General features: G+C 38.4%; 7 protein-coding genes and 1 other RNA gene. 6 read left to right on the top strand and 2 right to left on the bottom strand.

The window, feature by feature from the left end; genetic code table 11:
• Positions 1-293 precede the first annotated feature (293 nt).
• Positions 294-1,667, top strand: a complete 1,374-nt coding sequence (locus J2W95_RS13025) for a YopA family protein (protein ID WP_310007686.1) — start codon at positions 294-296, stop codon at positions 1,665-1,667.
• A 115-nt stretch (positions 1,668-1,782) separates the two neighbouring features.
• Positions 1,783-4,482, top strand: coding sequence for a DUF4365 domain-containing protein (locus J2W95_RS13020; RefSeq protein WP_310007683.1), 2,700 nt, complete (start codon positions 1,783-1,785; stop codon positions 4,480-4,482).
• 235 nt (positions 4,483-4,717) lie between these two features.
• On the opposite strand, the gene ssrA is transcribed toward J2W95_RS13020, so the two are convergent.
• Together ssrA and J2W95_RS13010 are read right to left on the bottom strand one after the other, a co-directional pair.
• Positions 4,718-5,114: a transfer-messenger RNA gene (gene ssrA / locus J2W95_RS13015) on the bottom strand.
• Positions 5,115-5,300: 186 nt separating this feature from the next.
• Positions 5,301-6,515, bottom strand: a complete 1,215-nt coding sequence (locus tag J2W95_RS13010) for a serine hydrolase domain-containing protein (protein ID WP_310007681.1) — start codon at positions 6,513-6,515, stop codon at positions 5,301-5,303.
• A 585-nt stretch (positions 6,516-7,100) separates the two neighbouring features.
• Between J2W95_RS13010 and J2W95_RS13005 the strand changes: the two genes are divergently transcribed.
• The 4 genes from J2W95_RS13005 to J2W95_RS12990 form a co-directional block, all read left to right on the top strand.
• Positions 7,101-7,757 (top strand): hypothetical protein, encoded by a 657-nt coding sequence (locus tag J2W95_RS13005; protein WP_310007679.1) that lies wholly within the window; start codon positions 7,101-7,103, stop codon positions 7,755-7,757.
• Positions 7,758-7,790: 33 nt separating this feature from the next.
• The gene (locus J2W95_RS13000) at positions 7,791-10,487 is read left to right on the top strand and encodes a choice-of-anchor J domain-containing protein (RefSeq protein WP_310007677.1); all 2,697 of its coding nucleotides are present in this window, start codon (positions 7,791-7,793) and stop codon (positions 10,485-10,487) included.
• Between the two features lie 16 nt (positions 10,488-10,503).
• Positions 10,504-11,718, top strand: a complete 1,215-nt coding sequence (locus tag J2W95_RS12995; protein ID WP_310007675.1) for a hypothetical protein — start codon at positions 10,504-10,506, stop codon at positions 11,716-11,718.
• Positions 11,719-11,984: 266 nt separating this feature from the next.
• Positions 11,985-19,502: HYR-like domain-containing protein (locus J2W95_RS12990; RefSeq protein ID WP_310007672.1), on the top strand; the 7,518-nt coding region annotated here is incomplete at its 3' end.

Genomic DNA, 19,502 nt, shown 5'->3' with positions numbered 1-19,502 from the left:
ATTATTGTTCAGCTGAACTAAAAACTAATAAAATTCAAAGATAACAATTGTTTCAAGGTTAGTATAATTATTTATTGATAAAAAACGATTAAATAAGATGAAAAGAAAATACAAGATCAATATTATTACTCCAACTCAATTAGTAAGAATTATTATTATTAACTTTCAATATAAAAAAATAAAATAATCTAACTCGTTTTTTATATTGCACTGGTTGCCAAATTATAAGTTAAACAAATAAGATACAGTTCTGTAACTAATGAAATTAATAAAATTTCAATAAATATTTAATCATGAGTAATCGATTTTTAGAATTAATAAATACATTCGATGATATTTTAGAGTCTCCTATTCAGATGGAAATTACTAATCAACCAATAAAAATATTCGAAGGAGAATTTAGTTTAATAGATGATAAGGAAGAAATCAAAATTATTGGAAATATTGAATATAAATGGCTTCCACATAAGGGAGCTATTTTTTATGGTAATCTGATAGAAAATTCTGAACAGATAATAAGTCTTGTTGATACAATTAGATCTTTTGATGTTGTTTGCAATGGAAATACGTTAGGCAAAGGTTTTATAAGCAACTTCAGCATTGGAAACGAAATTACAATTAAAGGCAAATTTCATTTTAATTCTGTATTTGGAGACGAAACAATACCTGTTGATAAATTGAAATTTTGCATTCCAAATTTTCGAGATTTTTCAGGCAATATAGTGAAAAGTATTACAGAAACTACAAAAAAAACATATAAAAACAGGATCGTTTTAGAGAATGATAAGTATTCAATTATTATCGATAAATGTTTTGATTACAAAAAATCAGTTGAATTACTTAATGATAATGGAGGTTATTTAATTTTATATTCGGGAGAATTAAAAGCAAAAAAAGGTACATTAACATTTCAAAACTCTAAAGAGATTCTTCATTGCTTAAATATTTTTCTATGTTTTTTAAATGGTAGACGTACTTCTGCATTATTCATACATGGTGTTTATGAAGAAAATACTCTCTGGGTAGATTATTCGAATTACAATGTAGATTCTTATGACAAATTATCAAGTTGGACTAATTCACAATCTATTGAAGGTTTTAATGAACTTTGGAAAACATTCAGTGATAAATGGAAAAATGAAAATGATAAAGATGTTTTAAATACTGCAATTCATTGGTACATGGAATGTAACAAAGGTAGCGGATTCATTGAAGGGTCACTTATAATGGCTCAAACTGCTTTAGAGTTATTGTACAATTGGTATGTGGTAGAAAATAAAAAACTCTTAGTTGGGAAGGACTCCGAAAATATAAATGCTTCTAATAAAATACGTTTACTCATTTCTCAATTAAATATTAATTATAATGTTCCAAATAGATTTACATCATTGCAAAAATTTTTAAAATCTGAAAAATTAAATGATGCTCCTGAAGCTGTTGTTCAAATAAGAAATGCTATTGTGCATTCACAAGAAGAAAAAAGAACAAAACTAAATAATATAGATATTAACGCAAAGCGAGAGGCGCTTGAACTTTGCATTTGGTATATTGAAATGTCTTTGCTTAAAATATTAAACTTTAAAGACAAAATTTATAATCGTTGTTCTGAAAACCTTGCCACAAGTTCTAAAATAGAGAGGCTTCCTTGGATTAATGATGGTGTTTAAATACAACTAAAACTAATAGATTTTCAAAAAATTAGAGTCATTTGAACAAAAAAACATCCATATTTAAAACTAGTTTTCCTGATTTTGATCATGACGGCTTACAAATAGATAAATTATGACTTCAAAAAATCAGACTAAAGTAAGTAAAAACCATATCGAAAAAGAAGCAAATGCTAAGATTAGGAGCAAGCTTAGAAATTTATTTCTTTTAAAAGATTTGGAGCTTTTAGAAAATGAAACTAATTCAAGTCAGGATTGGGGTACCGACATCTACATGGAAGTTCTAAACAAAGCTAAAGATCACAGAAGAGAAATGCTTTTTCTAATCCAGAGTAAAGGAATGAATAAAAAGCCAAAACCTCTGAAAGATGAGAATTCATTTTCATTTCAAATGTCACTACGACATGCGAATTATTTTTATCATCAACTATCTGAGCCGTTAATTTTCATGGTGTGTGATATTACAACTGAAATTATTTATTGGTATGCTGTGCAAATTGATATTGAATTAAATGGTAAAATTATTGAACAAGCTAAAAAAGGAAAAAAAACACTGCAAGTTAAAATACCATTGAATAATATTTTAAATGAAGGAAATTTTGAGAGATTTTTTTCTGACTTAGAGAATTCACAAAGAAATCAATTACATAAAAGGAGAACAAAACTCATTTTAAAAGCTAATTATAACCAAATTAATGAAAACATATCAGAATTAAACATTGTAGAAGGCCTTTGTAAAGTTATTGACTCATTTGAAGGTATAAATGTCTTACCAATATCCGTAATAAATGAATTGAATATTTTTAAAGGTTCTAGTGGATATTTATTAGGAGAAACTCTTTTAACAGATAATGAAGTTTTTTATGACTTTGTTAGTAATTTAGAAATTAGGGAAGGTATATGTAATTTAAAAAATAAGAGTGTTAATTATTTTGATGTTGATGATTTACAAAATAAACTTGAAAAAATTTTAAATTTTTTCTCAGTTAATTGGATTACTCATGTAACATGGCGTGGTAAATCAGTTAAAGCTGAAATGAGAATATGTGTACATAACCTATATATTTCTAATGAATGTAATTGTGAGAGATGCTCTTATAGTAAATTAAATTTCAAGAAGACAAGGGAACTCTTAAAGTCGCAAATTGATTCTAAAAATATAGAATTTAGATTACGAAAGGCTTACACTTACTACCTAATTGCTGATTTAGAGAAATCATATATAGAATATAAAGAAATCATTGCGGAAATAAATATTAGCAAATTTCCTGGATTTCATATAATTGCCAAGTTCAATTTACTTCAATTAAAAAAAATGATTTCATGGGATTATTTTGGTGATAACAGGAATGAAATACTAAAGGACTTAGAAGATTTTACTTTTGATCTTGATGAGATTCTAGTGCCTGAATATTTCCTTGATATTTTTAAACTAATAAAAGAAAAGAAATTTATTGATGGTGCTCTATGGGATATTGATTCTAAATTGTCAGAGATTCAAAAGTTATGGTATAGTGATCAATTTGGTGGAAGTTCAAGGAATAGCCAAGCAAGGAATTTGATTGTCGGTTTTTTAAGAACATATAATTTCATTGAATACAATCTATTAATATATAATGAATATAGAGACTTTGAAGTATTAGTAAATAAATCTTTAGAAGGGATTTTTGCACTTTATTCTATTAATAATCCTGCTTCTAATAAATATGATCATTTTGGCTTCACAATTATTGATATGTGGCTTTTTCATGCCGAACCAAAACATATAAAACACTTATTAAGGAAATACGGATTGAAATCTTTAGATATTCAATATAGTGATATTACATATGATCGCCTACATGATTACATTGATAACTTAATGAATTCTGCACAAATAATTATTGAAAATTATAAGAATGAAAATTATAAGCATAATAATAAAATCATTCAGATTACCTCAAATTATTTGACAATAATAGGTATAATTAATATTTCTAATGATCAAAAAAATTTACTCCTCGGAAAATATTTAGCTTTACTCGAAATATTAGGTGAATCTCATTTTGGAAATTATGATTTTCTATATGATTATTTGAATAATAGTAATGAAGTAAGCATTTTTAATCTGAAGAAAATAATCTCATTACTTGTTTTGGATGATTTGCGGTATAGTCATGTCTTTACGCTAGCAATAGAGCAATATTTGGAAAAACTTGAAGGAGCGCAAGTTAAAGAAAACGCATTAAAAGAGATATTGCAGATTAATGAATTCAGGGCTGATGATTTTTGTAACAGAGAACAATTCTTAGATTTAATTTTTGTAATAAATGATTTAACTGCAGAAACTAAAAACCTACTGAAAAAACAGTTAAAATCTAAGTTAGATGAAACTTTTAATGAACAATTATATTATCTTTTTTCAATTCATAGTGTATTAGATTATGAGAAAGAACTTTTTGAAAAATATTTAAAATTAACTCCCGACTATACAAAAAAGCAAACAGGACATGAATTTTTAAGCGGAAGAAAAGAGTTAAAAAACTACCATTTGGATAAGGTAATAAATTTAATGTTCAAGTTTGATTTAGAGTTTACACCAGAAATCAGATCACTCTCATCTAAAGCATTTGATAAAGATTATTATGATTGGCTTATGAATATTGAAGGATTTGATTATTCTAAATTTAATTTATATTGGATTTTATATTTTAATACTGATTTTTATAGAAAAGCATTTGGAAAGAGTGATAAATTAAAATTAGAAATAATAAAGGCTTTAAAAGAAAATTATATAGAAGGTGTTGCTAAAATCTTTTTAAGGACTTATAATTAATTGCGTATACTTTGACATTAATTACTATAAAAATATCTTTAAATTATTATAGAATGCTTTTTAAATATCAAGATTAAGCATATTACAATTTTTCAAGAATTAACTTTTAACCGAAAAGAAACTACTAAACTTAGTTTCTAATTATCACAACTTAAAAGTTATCAACACTCGAAACGGCAACTAAAACGGCAACTAAAAATAAAAAGCCTTGTAGATCAATTGATTACAAGGCTTTTTGTGGAATCGCCGGGAATCGAACCCGGGTCCAAACAAGCAACTAAAGAGCTTTCTACACGCTTATTTCCTGAATAGATTTTCGACTTGGAGTTAGGTCAGGAACAACCGCTCTTTGCTTAGCTTCTTTAGTTTCGAAACCCACCCGAAGCTTGTGGAAATCTAGGTTTAAATTTACGATTCACCTTAATCGACCGCTATAAACCAAAGCTTTCGAGATGAATCCTGCTTTCCTACCTGGTAGGACGAGGCTAATCTTACTATAATTCAGATTATGCAGCAAGAGCGTAGTTTCCTTCGCCGTGTAAAATGTTTGAGACCTTTTATTTACGAGAATTGTCCCAGTTCTCGACGTGCTTACTTTTCAATTCGACTTGCTGTCAAAACCAGTCGACCCCATTTTTATTTTTAGATTAAAGACTGCAGATAGCAGATTTAATCTTTTGCAAAGATAGTTTAATTAATTGGCAATGTCAATATCAAAGGCAGTGTCAATAACAAATTAAATCTGGAATCTCTTCTCTATTTTCTGCCTTCTGAAACCTGTCTTCTGAAACCTGCCTTCTAATATCTTCTCTCTGACCTTATTCAACGTCCTTCACCTGAAACGGATATTTCCCAAACAACACAGATACTTTACGAACCGCATAAGTGCTTCTGTTAAATTTATTGGACAACGCAATTATAGTGACATTTTCATCTTTTAAAGTAATGTATGAAGAAGTGAAACCGTGCCACCATCCGTTATGGTAATAGAAATTCTTGCCATTTTCCCAATTAATCATGCGAATCCCTAATCCGTAATTTCTTGTCCCTTTGCGTTCGTTGCTGTAGCCAAAATATACTTGGGCCAGCAATCTAGGATCCAAAAATGATTTGGAATTCCTTGCTCTGTCAAATTTTAATAAATCTCTTGGAGTAGAGTAGACGTTCTTGTCCCCATAAATCTTGTCAAGATAATCAATTCCAATTTCGACTCTGTTGGCTTTGTAGGATGGAGCTACATTCTTTTTGTCTTTGTCAAAATCCAAAACAAAAGTATTGGTCATTCCCAAAGGTTTGAAAATGATTTCCGCCATTGCATCCCTATAAGACATTTTGGTTACTTTTTCAATAATCAATGCCAACATTGCATAATTGGTATTACAATAAGCAAATCGGGTACCCGTTCTTTGTTCCAAGCCAATATTTTTGGTAGCCATAATGGTCAATATGTCTTGGTTGGTCAACGTGTTGTGTCTGTCCCAAATACTTTTGTCCCGATCCGTAAAATAGGCATAATTGCGCATCCCGCTTCGGTGATCCAATAGCATTCTTATGGTAACATCTGGATAAGGAAATTCTTTAAAGAATTCAGTGACTTTTTGGTCAAGTTCAAGCCTTTTGGCATTAACCAATTTCAAGATTGCCGTGGCCGTGAGCACTTTAGTTACCGATGCAATATGAATTGGGGTGTCAGCTGTTATTGGAGTTTTGTCTCTCAGGTTGGCATAGCCCTCATATTTTTCATAGATAATTTGGCCGTTTTGTGCCACAAGAAAACCACCGTTCATGCTGTTGTTCGGCCAGTTTTTTTTATAAAAAGAATCTATTCTTCTATGTTTTTCGGCAACATAGGAAGCAGCCAGTTTTGGTGATTCATTCACCAAAGGCTTCATTTTTGGTAATACGTTTTTGGGAAGTTCGGAGTCTTTTAATTCCTTTTTTTCTGTTGCTTTAATGTCTTCTTTTTTGCACGAACTTACTGTTGCAGTTAGGATCAGTAAAGGCAGTATAATTGCTTTTTTTGTCAAATTCATTTTTGTGGTCTAAAGGACAAATATATAGAATGAATTGCTTTTGATTTAAAGTTTTTTTCAAAATTTAACTTTTTTATAAAAATAAATAATTTCTAATTCATTATCCGTACAAAAAGAAAAATGAGCTTTATTAAACTTGTTGGGAGAGGATTAAAACTTGATAATAGTCCAAAGTTTTTGAATTCAGACTATTAAAAAAAAATCAAGAAGTGAAACAATAGGCCATATCGGTAGGCATCGTTCCTTTTGTCTGTGATATTCCATCAGGGCTAGAGAGTCGGAATAGAGTGTTTTTGAAAACCCAATCCGAATAAAATACTATTAAAATCAAATAATTGTAGAGATGGTTTAATCTAAAATTTGAATTACTATTTTGTCATAAAAAACGTGTTTAAAAATAATATTTTGTTATTGGTCGGTAAAATGAATGTTTTAATTGAGTGTTTTTTTTAAAATGAAAAATAATAAAAAATAATTGATTAAAAATGTTAAGTTTTTAGTTGTGTAATTTGTTGTTAAGTAGTGTATTAAAGTTTTATTTTAATTAAAATAAAACGTAATTTTAATTTAATAAACCTGAAATAAATGAAAGTCATTACAAAAAACCTACGATGGATTGTCTTTTTATTTTTAATTTTTCAAACTGCCGTATTCTCACAAATAAAAATAGGAGATAATCCAACAGTCATAAATCCCTCTGCAATAATGGAAATTGAATCTGAAAACAAAGGATTTCTTTTGCCACGTTTGCAGTTGGTCAATGTTTCAAATCCAGCACCTCTTTTAGAACATGAAGCGGGTATGATTGTTTATAATACAGCTACCGCAACTGGATTGACACCTGGATTCTATTACAACGATAGGACAAAATGGGTTGTTGTTAGCAAATCGACAGTCACAGGATTACTTTCAGCAGATAACGGCTTGACCAATGTTAATGGAGTGGCCAAGTTGGGAGGCAGTTTGACACAGCCTACCGTATTGAGTACTACGGCAATAAATACACTTGCTATTAAAGGATTAATTGCTGGGGATACTGGCAAGGGAGATTTTATGATTATTGATAAACTCACTGGAGAGTTAAAGACAATTCCTTATTCGGTTATTAAAGAGGCAATAAACAAGAAATTGGAAGGCAATCCAGCCATTACACCCGGAACCAATACCAAAATCACCTATGACGCAAAAGGACTGGTAATCAAAGGGGAAAATGTTATGTGCGATTTTATTACTTATTTTTAGGAGCAGATTTGTTTATCATTAACCGTAGTCACAATGAAAAAGCAATACTTATTAATTATTCTGATCTGTATTTCGGGTTTACGAACACAAGCTCAATTGCAAATATCTTCAGCCGGAACAAATTATCTTATCACTTTTGATGGCAATATGGCTGGGGTTAACAATGGTGCTTTTCAGGGTACAGGTTTCAGCCCAAGTCCTGCCGCAGGGCAATTAAATTCGAATGCTTGGGCAACTACAGGTATGTCCGAAGGAAATTCTGATTTTGGCGCGACAAAAACATCGGGTGTTTTTGCAAAGGGAATAAGTGTAGGAGGGGTAGTAGATGGCGGTTTTTATGCCTTTGATATTGACGAAAAAAACAACACCATAAATTACGCGCTCGGTTTTCAGCCCACTCAGAATGATTTTACACCCGGTACCATCACTTTAAAAATAGAAAATACAACAGGTCAATATATTGAAGCAATCAATTTGGCGTTTAAGATCTGGAATTTTAATGATTTCGATTATTCTACCAAACTCAGTTTTTCCTATTCATACGATAATATCACTTTTGTCGATGTATCGGTGCTTAATTACAGTTCACCTGCCGTATTTGTTGCGGATCCTTTTAAAGGTGGCGCAAAATGGGAGTCAAGTTTAATTGGGACAGTTATTAATGATTTGGCGGTTCCGAATAACGGCTTTATTTATTTGCGCTGGACAACCGACGATTTGAATGCCTTAACAACCGAATCCCGTGATGAAATTGCCCTTGATGATATTAATGTTGCTGTCTCAACTGTTGTAAATCCGGCTCCATTGATTGAAAATGTTGTGTACACGCCTTACCCAACCACCAGCGATGCGATTACGGTTACAGCCGATGTAAGCGATTTAAATGGAACCGTTTCATCGGTGATACTCAAATACGGAACCAGTACGGGTTTGTATACTGCAACTCCTCTTATGACTAATAGTTCGGGGAATCAATACACATATACCATTCCTGCGAATACCTTCATTAATAACAGTTCGGTGTTTTTTGCGATTGAAGCGAGCGATAATGCTTCTGCTATTAGAATTTCAAATGAATATTCGCTAAATATCCGCAATGCGGTTACTACTACTTTGCCATATAATCAACCCTTCACTATCAACCTAGCAGATTGCTTTACGTTTAGCGTAAAAGGTAATACAAAAAACTGGTATTGGTACGAGGAAAATAAAGGAGGCAAAAGGCAATTTGCTGAGGTTACGGGATACAACAGCGGGGATGAGGAAGAAGACTGGCTAATTTTGCCGGGGATTACAGTAAGTAATTCAATAAACGAAGTTATCGATTTTTGGACCCATTATAACTTTGGGGTCGATGGAGTAGGGACTTTCGACTTGTTGTATTCATTTGATTATCCTGGCACGGGCAGCCCAAATGGATATACATGGAACGTCCTTTCATTTCAGAAGCCAACGGAGAAACAACAATGGTATTTTTCTGAACAAGTAGTACTTCCTCCTGGTGATGGAAACGTTTACCTGGCTTTCAGATATGCCAATCCAAATCGTGATTATCCTACTTGGAGAGTTGACGATATAAATATTCACCTCGGAAGTGCCGTTCCGGAACCAACTAACCACCCCGCTAATTTTACAGCAATAGCATCCAACGGATCTACTATTTATACCACATGGACAGATGCCATAGGTGCAAATTTACCTAGCGGCTATCACATAAAAATGAATAAAACGGGTATTTTCACTCCGCCGGTTGATGGAAGCGCGGAGGAAGTGGATGATGATTTAAGCGATGGCGAAGGCAAAATCAACGTCTTTACTGGTTATCAAAAATCAACCTGGACAGGTTTACTGCCAAGTACTACCTATTACTTTATAATATATCCCTATTCCAATACGGGGGATTTAATCGACTATAAAACAGACGGTTCTCCTCCTACCACTTTTGCAATTACTACCGCAGGAAGTACTGCCCAGCCCGGAGATGTAATTTTTACCGAATTTATGGCAGCACCGGGCAGTGTAACAGATTCTTATGGCGAATGGTTCGAAATTTTCAATACGACCAATGCACCCATAAATTTAGATGGTTGGGTGATTGAAAGTAGCGATGGTGTGATCAATGTACAACATACGATTGTAAGCGATCCCCCGTTAATGATTCCCGCAAAAGGTTTTCTGGTACTCGGTTTAAACTCTGATGTTTTAACCAATGGAGGCGTACCTGTTAATTATGAATATGACAAAATTTTTATGAGTAACACTGACGATTACCTAAGAATTAGAACCGATACTCAAACAGAAATGGATTTTATTGATTGGAGCGAAACTGCTGTTTGGGGAATCAGGACTGGTCAAACATTAATTTTTATTGCTGAATCGTTAAGCGCTGATAACAACGACGGAAATAACTGGATTCCATCATTAATACGAGAGAAAGGGTACAGTAATAGCACTCAAGCGGATCTGGGATCTCCCGGAACAAACGGCTTGTTTCAGAACCTGATTGAATCGACCACCTGGACAGGAACAGGTAATTGGAGTGAAGGAAACAAACCAGGACAAACCAACTGGAGCAATGGTTCGCCGGGATCAAATGTGCAGGTGACCCTTCAGGGAACTTCAACGGTTGATTTCCCCTTGGTTTTTCCAGCCAAATGTGGCAAACTGATTATTGATCCCTCAATAGGTAATTTGATTATTCCTCCTGGAAAAGCACTTAGCACTAAATAAAAAGATGAAGATTCTAATGGAAAAAGAAATAAGAAAATATTTGCTACTCATTTTTTTGATGGGAGTAGTCCTCCAAGGATGGTCACAAGGAAAAGTGATTATTCAATCGGATGCAACTGGTTCTGGAAGTTTAATTCTTGGGCCACAAAGCAGCGTTGTAAGCGTTGAAGTAAGCGCATTTATTCCAAGTGCAAATTGGCATATTATTTCGCCATCGGTTTCCGGTCAACAATTGGGAACCTTTGTAACCATTAACGGGATAGTGAATAATTCAACTTTCGGCGATTATGATTTGTCACCATTAGACGAAACAACAAATAAATGGCAACCTTTTACACAGAGCTCCAATACCAACCCGATGGAAGTTGGAAAAGGATATACGATAAGAAAAACAGCCGCTGGTAACGTATCTTTCTCGGGAGCGATAAATGCTGGGACAATCCTTGTTCCAATCAGCAAAAACAATCTTGCTTGGAATGCTGTGGGCAATCCGTATACTTCCGGAATAAAAATTAAGGGTGCTGATGGGTTTCTTACCAAAAACCAGTCATCAATGGATCCAAGTTTTTCTGGTGTTTACATTTGGGATCACACACAGGGACATTATGTTGTTATTACACAAGCCGGTTATGCTTTCCCAGCACCTGGAGGAGAAACCGAACTGGATCAGGACAATATTGCAGTGGGGCAGGGATTTGTTGTAAAGGCGTTAGCAAACGGGACAGTTATTTTTGACAGCCTGATGCAAGAACACGCATCTGTTAGTGGTGGTATCGCTTCTCCGACTTTCAATTCGTGGCCTGCAATCAGGATAACCGTTACAGATGATAAGAATAAAAGCAGTACGGTTGTAACGTTTAATAATGAAATGAAAAAGGATTTGGATCCAGCCTTTGATGCCGGTATGTTCAAAATGAATGAAGGAATTGACCTTTATACTCATTTGCTCGATGACAATGGTGTCGATTTTGCTGTTCAATGTCTTCCGCTAGATGATTATCAAACTTTCCGAATTCCTTTGGGGCTTGACTATCCCGCAGGCGGACTGGTTCAGTTTACTGCTGAAACGGTTGATTTGCCCGAAGGAATGGAATTTTATATTGAAGATAAAACGACAGGGGTTCTCTCGCGAATTGATAGCAACAAAACGGGATATTCAGTTACCCTTCCGAGTCAATTTAAAGGAACTGGACGATTTTACCTATTGGCACGCCAAAAAGGATTCAGGTAACAAATCGGGCGTTCAATTGTCATTTTTGCTACCAGGCTTTTTATAAATTTTATATTTTAAATTAAAACAAAATTGGGTAAGTTACAGAAATATAATCCATTAAAATTGGTTTGCCAATCCTTGCTGCATATCGTGGCAAATATTTCTTTTGCTTTATACCTGCTTTTGTTGGCAAACCATCGCGAGGCAATTTTGCCGGTAGTTTTGGTTTTTGGTAGTTTTATTATCTTGTTTCATAAGCTATTCACTTTAAAACTGGAAAGCTTATGAAACGGAATATACTTTTCTTAAAAAATAATTTTACCATAATCCTTGGAGTTGTGTTGGTTTTTCTCATTCAGCAAACTGCAATGGGACAAATACAAAGTTTGGCCTCTACAACTCCTGTATGTTTGGGAGATCCTTCAACTATAACAGTTTCCTCTGATAGTTTTCTTGCGAATGTTTCTTATACTGCCACCTATTCTTTAAGCGGAGCAAATACAGCTACCAATATATCAATAGGTATGTCTGGAACATTGGCAGGAACACGTACTTTTATAGTTCCGACAAGCTCGTTAACTTCTTTAGGCACCACCACAGTCACAATCACACGAATTAATGCAGTTGACATTACAGCAAACAATACAGTGGGTATTACTGTCGTCCCTCCATTTACAGCAGGAGGAATTTCAAATACCGGAGAAACGATGTGTTCCGGGAATATTCCAACCTTAACAATTGGAAGTGAAACCGATGCCAGTGGTGGTGGCGGTTCCATTGTCTATCAATGGCAATACAGTACTGATATTAATTTTATAAACAATGTAACAACAATTTCAGATAGTTCAACTGATCCAAATTCACCTCCCCCTCCCCTCCGTTCAGGGTCAGTTATTGGAGCTACTTATACGCCAACTCAAACATTAGCACAAACAACCTATTACCGCCGTCTGGCAAAGGATGGAGTTTGTGATACCGCATTTACAAGTTCATCCGGAATATGGACTGTAACTGTCAACCTCTCTCCCAATCTTTCAAATTTTTCAACAGGCGCTTCCGACGCTTGTTTAGGTTTCCTTTCTCAGGTAACTATTTCTTCTACAACTCTTGCCGATGGAGATTATAATGTAACCTATATATTGTCTGATGCAAATTTAGCAACTGTTACCGAAAAAGTTACATTCAGTGGGGACAGAGGAACTTTTAACACAATACCATTGAATAATTTTGGCAATACAGCCGTTACAATAACCAATATCGAAAAGGATGGATGCAGTGTGGTTCCTATCACTGGGCAAACCAGTGTTTTTGTGGTCAATGAAAATGTTATCGCCTCTGTTTCCATTTCGACATCTTCTACCACACTTTGTATTTCGCCTTCAAATAAAACGTTTACGGCAACCACTATAAATGGCGGACCATTTACCTTATACGAATGGAAAGTAAATGACTCTATTGTTTCTACAACAGTCAACAATGTTTTTACCGATTCCATTTCCGTCGGCGATAAAGTGATGTGTAACGCTTACTCGGTAAAGACCTGTGCAACACCAAAACCAACTATTAGTAATGAAATAACACTAGTAGCAGATACCGAAGCTCCACTTATCAGCTGTCCGGAAAATGTTACCGTTTCGGCTGATGCGGGTTTATGTACTGCTTCGGGTGTTTTGTTGGGAAGTGCACCCACAACTGACAATTGTGGTGTAATTTCGGTTACCAACAATGCCCCTGACATTTTCTCTATTGGAACAACAACCGTTACCTGGACGGTTACTGACGTTTCCGGAAATACTGCTAGTTGTACGCAGACTGTGACTGTGATAGATGATCAGGATCCAACTATTGCAACCTGTGCAGTTACTCGCAATCTTGTGGGTTGTTCAACTGCAGTTATAACTAGTCCGATATATTCACCTACATTAGCATCATCTAGTGAATCTGAATTCGAAAATGCTACTAACCAAGGAAATGTAAGTGACAACTGCGGTATTATAGAAGTAACTTATATTGATGTTGCAACAGGAAATTGTCCTATTATTGTCACTAGAACCTGGACTATAAAAGATACTCAGGGGAATAGTTCGAGCTGTACTCAAACCATCAACGTTCAAGATACAACCGCTCCGGTTATTGATTCATTGCCTGCTGCAAGCACTATTGATTGTCCGATGACACCTGTATTCGCAGTGGCTACAGCCACGGACGCATGTGGTTCAGCCGTTACATTGACTTCGGCAGATGTTACTACGCCTGGCGCTTGTGCCGGTTCGTATTCTGTAACCAGAACTTGGACCGCTACGGATGCTTGCGGAAACGCATCTACAGCAACTCAAACCATTAACGTTCAAGATACAACCGCTCCGGTTATTGATCCATTGCCTGCTGCAAGCACTATTGATTGTCCGGCGACACCTGAATTTGCAGTGGCTACAGCTACAGACGAATGTGGTTCGGCCGTTACATTGACTTCGGCAGATGTTACTACGCCTGGTGCTTGTGCCGGTTCGTATTCTGTAACCAGAACCTGGACCGCTACGGATGCTTGTGGAAATGTATCTACAGCATCTCAAACCATTAACGTTCAAGATACAACCGCTCCGGTTATTGATCCGTTGCCTGCTGCAAGCACTATTGATTGTCCGGCGACACCTGTATTCGCAGTCGCTACAGCTACAGACGAATGTGGTTCGGCCGTTACATTGACTTCGGCAGATGTTACTACGCCTGGCGCTTGTGCCGGTTCGTATTCTGTAACCAGAACTTGGACCGCTACGGATGCTTGCGGAAACGCATCTACAGCAACTCAAACCATTAACGTTCAAGATACAACCGCTCCGGTTATTGATCCATTGCCTGCTGCAAGCACTATTGATTGTCCGGCGACACCTGAATTTGCAGTCGCTACAGCTACAGACGAATGTGGTTCGGCCGTTACATTGACTTCGGCAGATGTTACTACGCCTGGCGCTTGTGCCGGTTCGTATTCAGTCACCAGAACCTGGACCGCTACGGATGCTTGTGGAAATGCATCTACAGCATCTCAAACCATCAACGTACAAGATACAACCGCTCCAGTTATTGATCCATTGCCTGCTGCAAGCACTATTGATTGTCCGGCGACACCTGAATTCGCAGTCGCTACAGCTACAGACGCATGTGGTTCTGCCTTTACATTGACTTCGGCAGATGTTACTACGCCTGGCGCTTGTGCCGGTTCGTATTCAGTCACCAGAACCTGGACAGCCACGGATGCTTGTGGAAATGTATCTACAGCATCTCAAATTATCAACGTACAAGATACAACCGCTCCAGTTATTGATCCATTGCCTGCTGCAAGCACTATTGATTGTCCGGCGACACCTGAATTTGCAGTGGCTACAGCTACAGACGCATGTGGTTCAGCCGTTACATTGACTTCGGCAGACGTGACTACGCCTGGCGCTTGTGCCGGTTCGTATTCAGTCACCAGAACCTGGACCGCTACGGATGCTTGTGGAAATGCATCTACAGCAACTCAAACCATTAACGTTCAAGATACAACCGCTCCAGTTATTGATCCATTGCCTGCTGCAAGCACAATTGATTGTCCGGCGACACCTGAATTTGCAGTGGCTACAGCTACAGACGAATGTGGTTCAGCCGTTACATTGACTTCGGCAGATGTTACTACGCCTGGTGCTTGTGCCGGTTCGTATTCAGTCACCAGAACCTGGACCGCTACGGATGCTTGTGGAAATGCATCTACAGCATCTCAAACCATCAACGTTCAAGATACAACCGCTCCGGTTATTGATCCGTTGCCTGCTGCAAGCACTATTGATTGTCCGGCGACACCTGAATTCGCAGTCGCTACAGCTACAGACGCATGTGGTTCTGACTTTACATTGACTTCGGCAGACGTGACTACGCCTGGTGCTTGTGCCGGTTCGTATTCTGTAACCAGAACCTGGACCGCTACGGATGCTTGCGGAAATGCCTCTACAGCATCTCAAATTATCAACGTTCAAGATACAACCGCTCCGGTTATTGATCCATTGCCTGCTGCAAGCACTATTGATTGTCCGGCGACACCTGAATTCGCAGTCGCTACAGCTACAGACGAATGTGGTTCGGCCGTTACATTGACTTCGGCAGATGTTACTACGCCTGGCGCTTGTGCCGGTTCGTATTCTGTAACCAGAACTTGGACCGCTACGGATGCTTGTGGAAATGCATCTACAGCAACTCAAACCATCAACGTTCAAGATACAACCGCTCCGGTTATTGATTCATTGCCTGCTGCAAGCACTATTGATTGTCCGGTGACCCCTGTATTCGCAGTCGCTACAGCTACAGACGAATGTGGTTCTGACTTTACATTGACTTCGGCAGATATTACTACGCCTGGCGCTTGTGCCGGTTCGTATTCAGTCACCAGAACCTGGACCGCTACGGATGCTTGTGGAAATGCATCTACAGCATCTCAAACCATTAACGTTCAAGATACAACCGCTCCGGTTATTGATCCGTTGCCTGCTGCAAGCACTATTGATTGTCCGGCGACACCTGTATTCGCAGTCGCTACAGCTACAGACGAATGTGGTTCGGCCGTTACATTGACTTCGGCAGATGTTACTACGCCTGGCGCTTGTGCCGGTTCGTATTCTGTAACCAGAACTTGGACCGCTACGGATGCTTGCGGAAACGCATCTACAGCAACTCAAACCATTAACGTTCAAGATACAACCGCTCCGGTTATTGATCCATTGCCTGCTGCAAGCACTATTGATTGTCCGGCGACACCTGAATTTGCAGTCGCTACAGCTACAGACGAATGTGGTTCGGCCGTTACATTGACTTCGGCAGACGTGACTACGCCTGGCGCTTGTGCCGGTTCGTATTCAGTCACCAGAACCTGGACCGCTACGGATGCTTGTGGAAATGCATCTACAGCATCTCAAACCATCAACGTACAAGATACAACCGCTCCAGTTATTGATCCATTGCCTGCTGCAAGCACTATTGATTGTCCGGCGACACCTGAATTCGCAGTCGCTACAGCTACAGACGCATGTGGTTCTGCCTTTACATTGACTTCGGCAGATGTGAATACGCCTGGCACTTGTGCCGGTTCGTATTCAGTCACCAGAACCTGGACCGCTACGGATGCTTGTGGAAATGCATCTACAGCTGCTCAAACCATCAACGTTCAAGATACAACTGCTCCGGTTATTGATCCATTGCCTGCTCCAAGCACTATTGATTGTCCGGCGACACCTGAATTCGCAGTAGCCACAGCTACAGACGCATGTGGTTCAGCCGTTACATTGACTTCGGCAGATGTGAATACGCCTGGCGCTTGTGCCGGTTCGTATTCAGTCACCAGAACCTGGACCGCTACGGATGCTTGCGGAAATGCATCTACAGCATTTCAAACCATCAACGTACAAGATACAACTGCTCCGGTTATTGATCCATTGCCTGCTGTAAGTACTATTGATTGTCCGGCGACACCTGAATTCGCAGTAGCCACAGCTACAGATGAATGTGGTTCAGCCGTTACATTGACTTCGGCAGATGTGAATACGCCTGGCACTTGTGCCGGTTCGTATTCAGTCACCAGAACCTGGACCGCTACGGATGCTTGCGGCAATGCATCTACAGCATCCCAAACCATCAACGTTCAAGATACAACCGCTCCGGTTATTGATCCATTGCCTGCTGTAAGCACTATTGATTGTCCGGCGACACCTGTATTCGCAGTAGCCACAGCTACAGACGCATGTGGTTCAACCGTTACATTGACTTCGGCAGATGTTACTACGCCTGGTACTTGCACTGGTTCGTATTCAGTCACCAGAACCTGGACCGCTACGGATGCTTGCGGCATTGCATCTACAGCATCTCAAACCATTAACGTTCAAGATACAACCGCTCCAGTGATTGATCCATTGCCTGCTCCAAGCACTATTGATTGTCCTGCGACACCTGTATTCGCAGTAGCCACAGCTACAGACGCATGTGGTTCAGCCGTTACATTGACTTCGGCAGATGTGAATACGCCTGGCGCTTGTGCCGGTTCGTATTCAGTCACCAGAACCTGGACCGCTACGGATGCTTGCGGAAATGCCTCTACTGCATCTCAAATTATCAACGTTCAGGATGTAACTGCGCCGGTATTAGATGCTGAACCAGCAGATATCACTGTAAGCAATATCGGAGATGTTCCGGCAATGACCAACTTAGACTGGACAGACAACTGTGATACAGGGGGGGCAGTAGCAGGAGTTGATGGGGCTTTTGTTGGGGGAGGCTGCGGAGGTACAATCACCAGAACTTGGGATGTAATGGATGAATGTGAGAACCCAGCTGTAACCAGAACCCAAATCATTACTGTTAAAGACGAAACCATGACCGATACCGAAAAACCAACCATCAGTTGCCCTTCGGATGTAAGTGTAGCAGCCGATGCAGGATTATGTACTGCAACTGGTGTGTCTTTAGGTACTGCAACGGCAACCGATAATTGTTCAACAGGAGCCAGTTTGGTAATCACCAATGATGCGCCAACCACATTCAATATTGGAACTACGACAGTAACTTGGACAGCAACTGATGCAGCTGGCAACAGCCAAACTTGTACGCAAAACGTAACGGTAACTGATACCGAAAAACCAACCATCAGTTGCCCTTCGGATGTAAGTGTAGCAGCCGATGCAGGATTATGTACTGCAACTGGTGTGTCTTTAGGTACTGCAACGGCAACCGATAATTGTTCAACAGGAGTCGATTTGGTAATCACCAACGATGCGCCAGCAACATTTACTACTGGAACCACCACGGTAATCTGGACCGCAACCGATGCAGCGGGCAACACCCAAACTTGTACTCAAAGCGTAACGGTAACCGATACCGAACAACCAACGATCACTTGCCCAGCTAATGTCAGCGTTGTTGCCGATGCAGGATTGTGTACTGCTTCTGGTTTGGCTTTGGGCACTCCAATCGCAGCCGATAATTGTTCAACGGGAGTCGATTTGGTAATCACCAATGATGCACCAACAATATTCAATATTGGAACAACAATAGTGACTTGGACCGTAAGCGATGCAGCGGGCAACACCCAAACTTGTACTCAAAGCGTAACGGTAACCGATACCGAACAACCAACGATCACTTGCCCAGCTAATGTCAGCGTTGTTGCGGATGCAGGATTGTGTAGTGCTTCTGGTGTGGCTTTGGGCACTCCAACTGCAACTGATAATTGTTCAACGGGAGTCGATTTGGTTATCACCAATGATGCACCAACAATATTCAATATTGGAACAACAATAGTGACCTGGACAGCAACCGATGTAGCAGGCAACCCCCAAACTTGTACTCAAAGCGTAACGGTAAGCGATACCGAAAAACCAAGCATCACTTGCCCTTCGAATGTAAGTGTAGCAGCCGATGCAGGATTATGTACTGCAACTGGTGTGTCTTTAGGTACTGCAACGGCAACCGATAATTGTTCAACAGGAGTCGATTTGGTAATCACCAACGATGCGCCAGCAACATTTACTACTGGAACCACCACGGTAATCTGGACCGCAACCGATGCAGCGGGCAACACCCAAACTTGTACTCAAAGCGTAACGGTAACCGATAACGAAAATCCAACAATCACTTGTCCTGCTAATGTCAGCATTGCTGCCGATGCAGGATTGTGTACTACTTCTGGTGTGGCTTTGGGCACTCCAATCGCAGCCGATAATTGTTCAACGGGAGTCGATTTGGTAATCACCAATGATGCACCAACAATATTCAATATTGGAACA

The sequence above is a fragment of the Flavobacterium granuli genome (assembly GCF_031456055.1).
GTDB lineage: Bacteria > Bacteroidota > Bacteroidia > Flavobacteriales > Flavobacteriaceae > Flavobacterium > Flavobacterium granuli_A.
The sequence above is the reverse complement of the archived record's forward strand: the minus strand, read 5'-3'. Positions and strand labels throughout refer to the sequence as shown.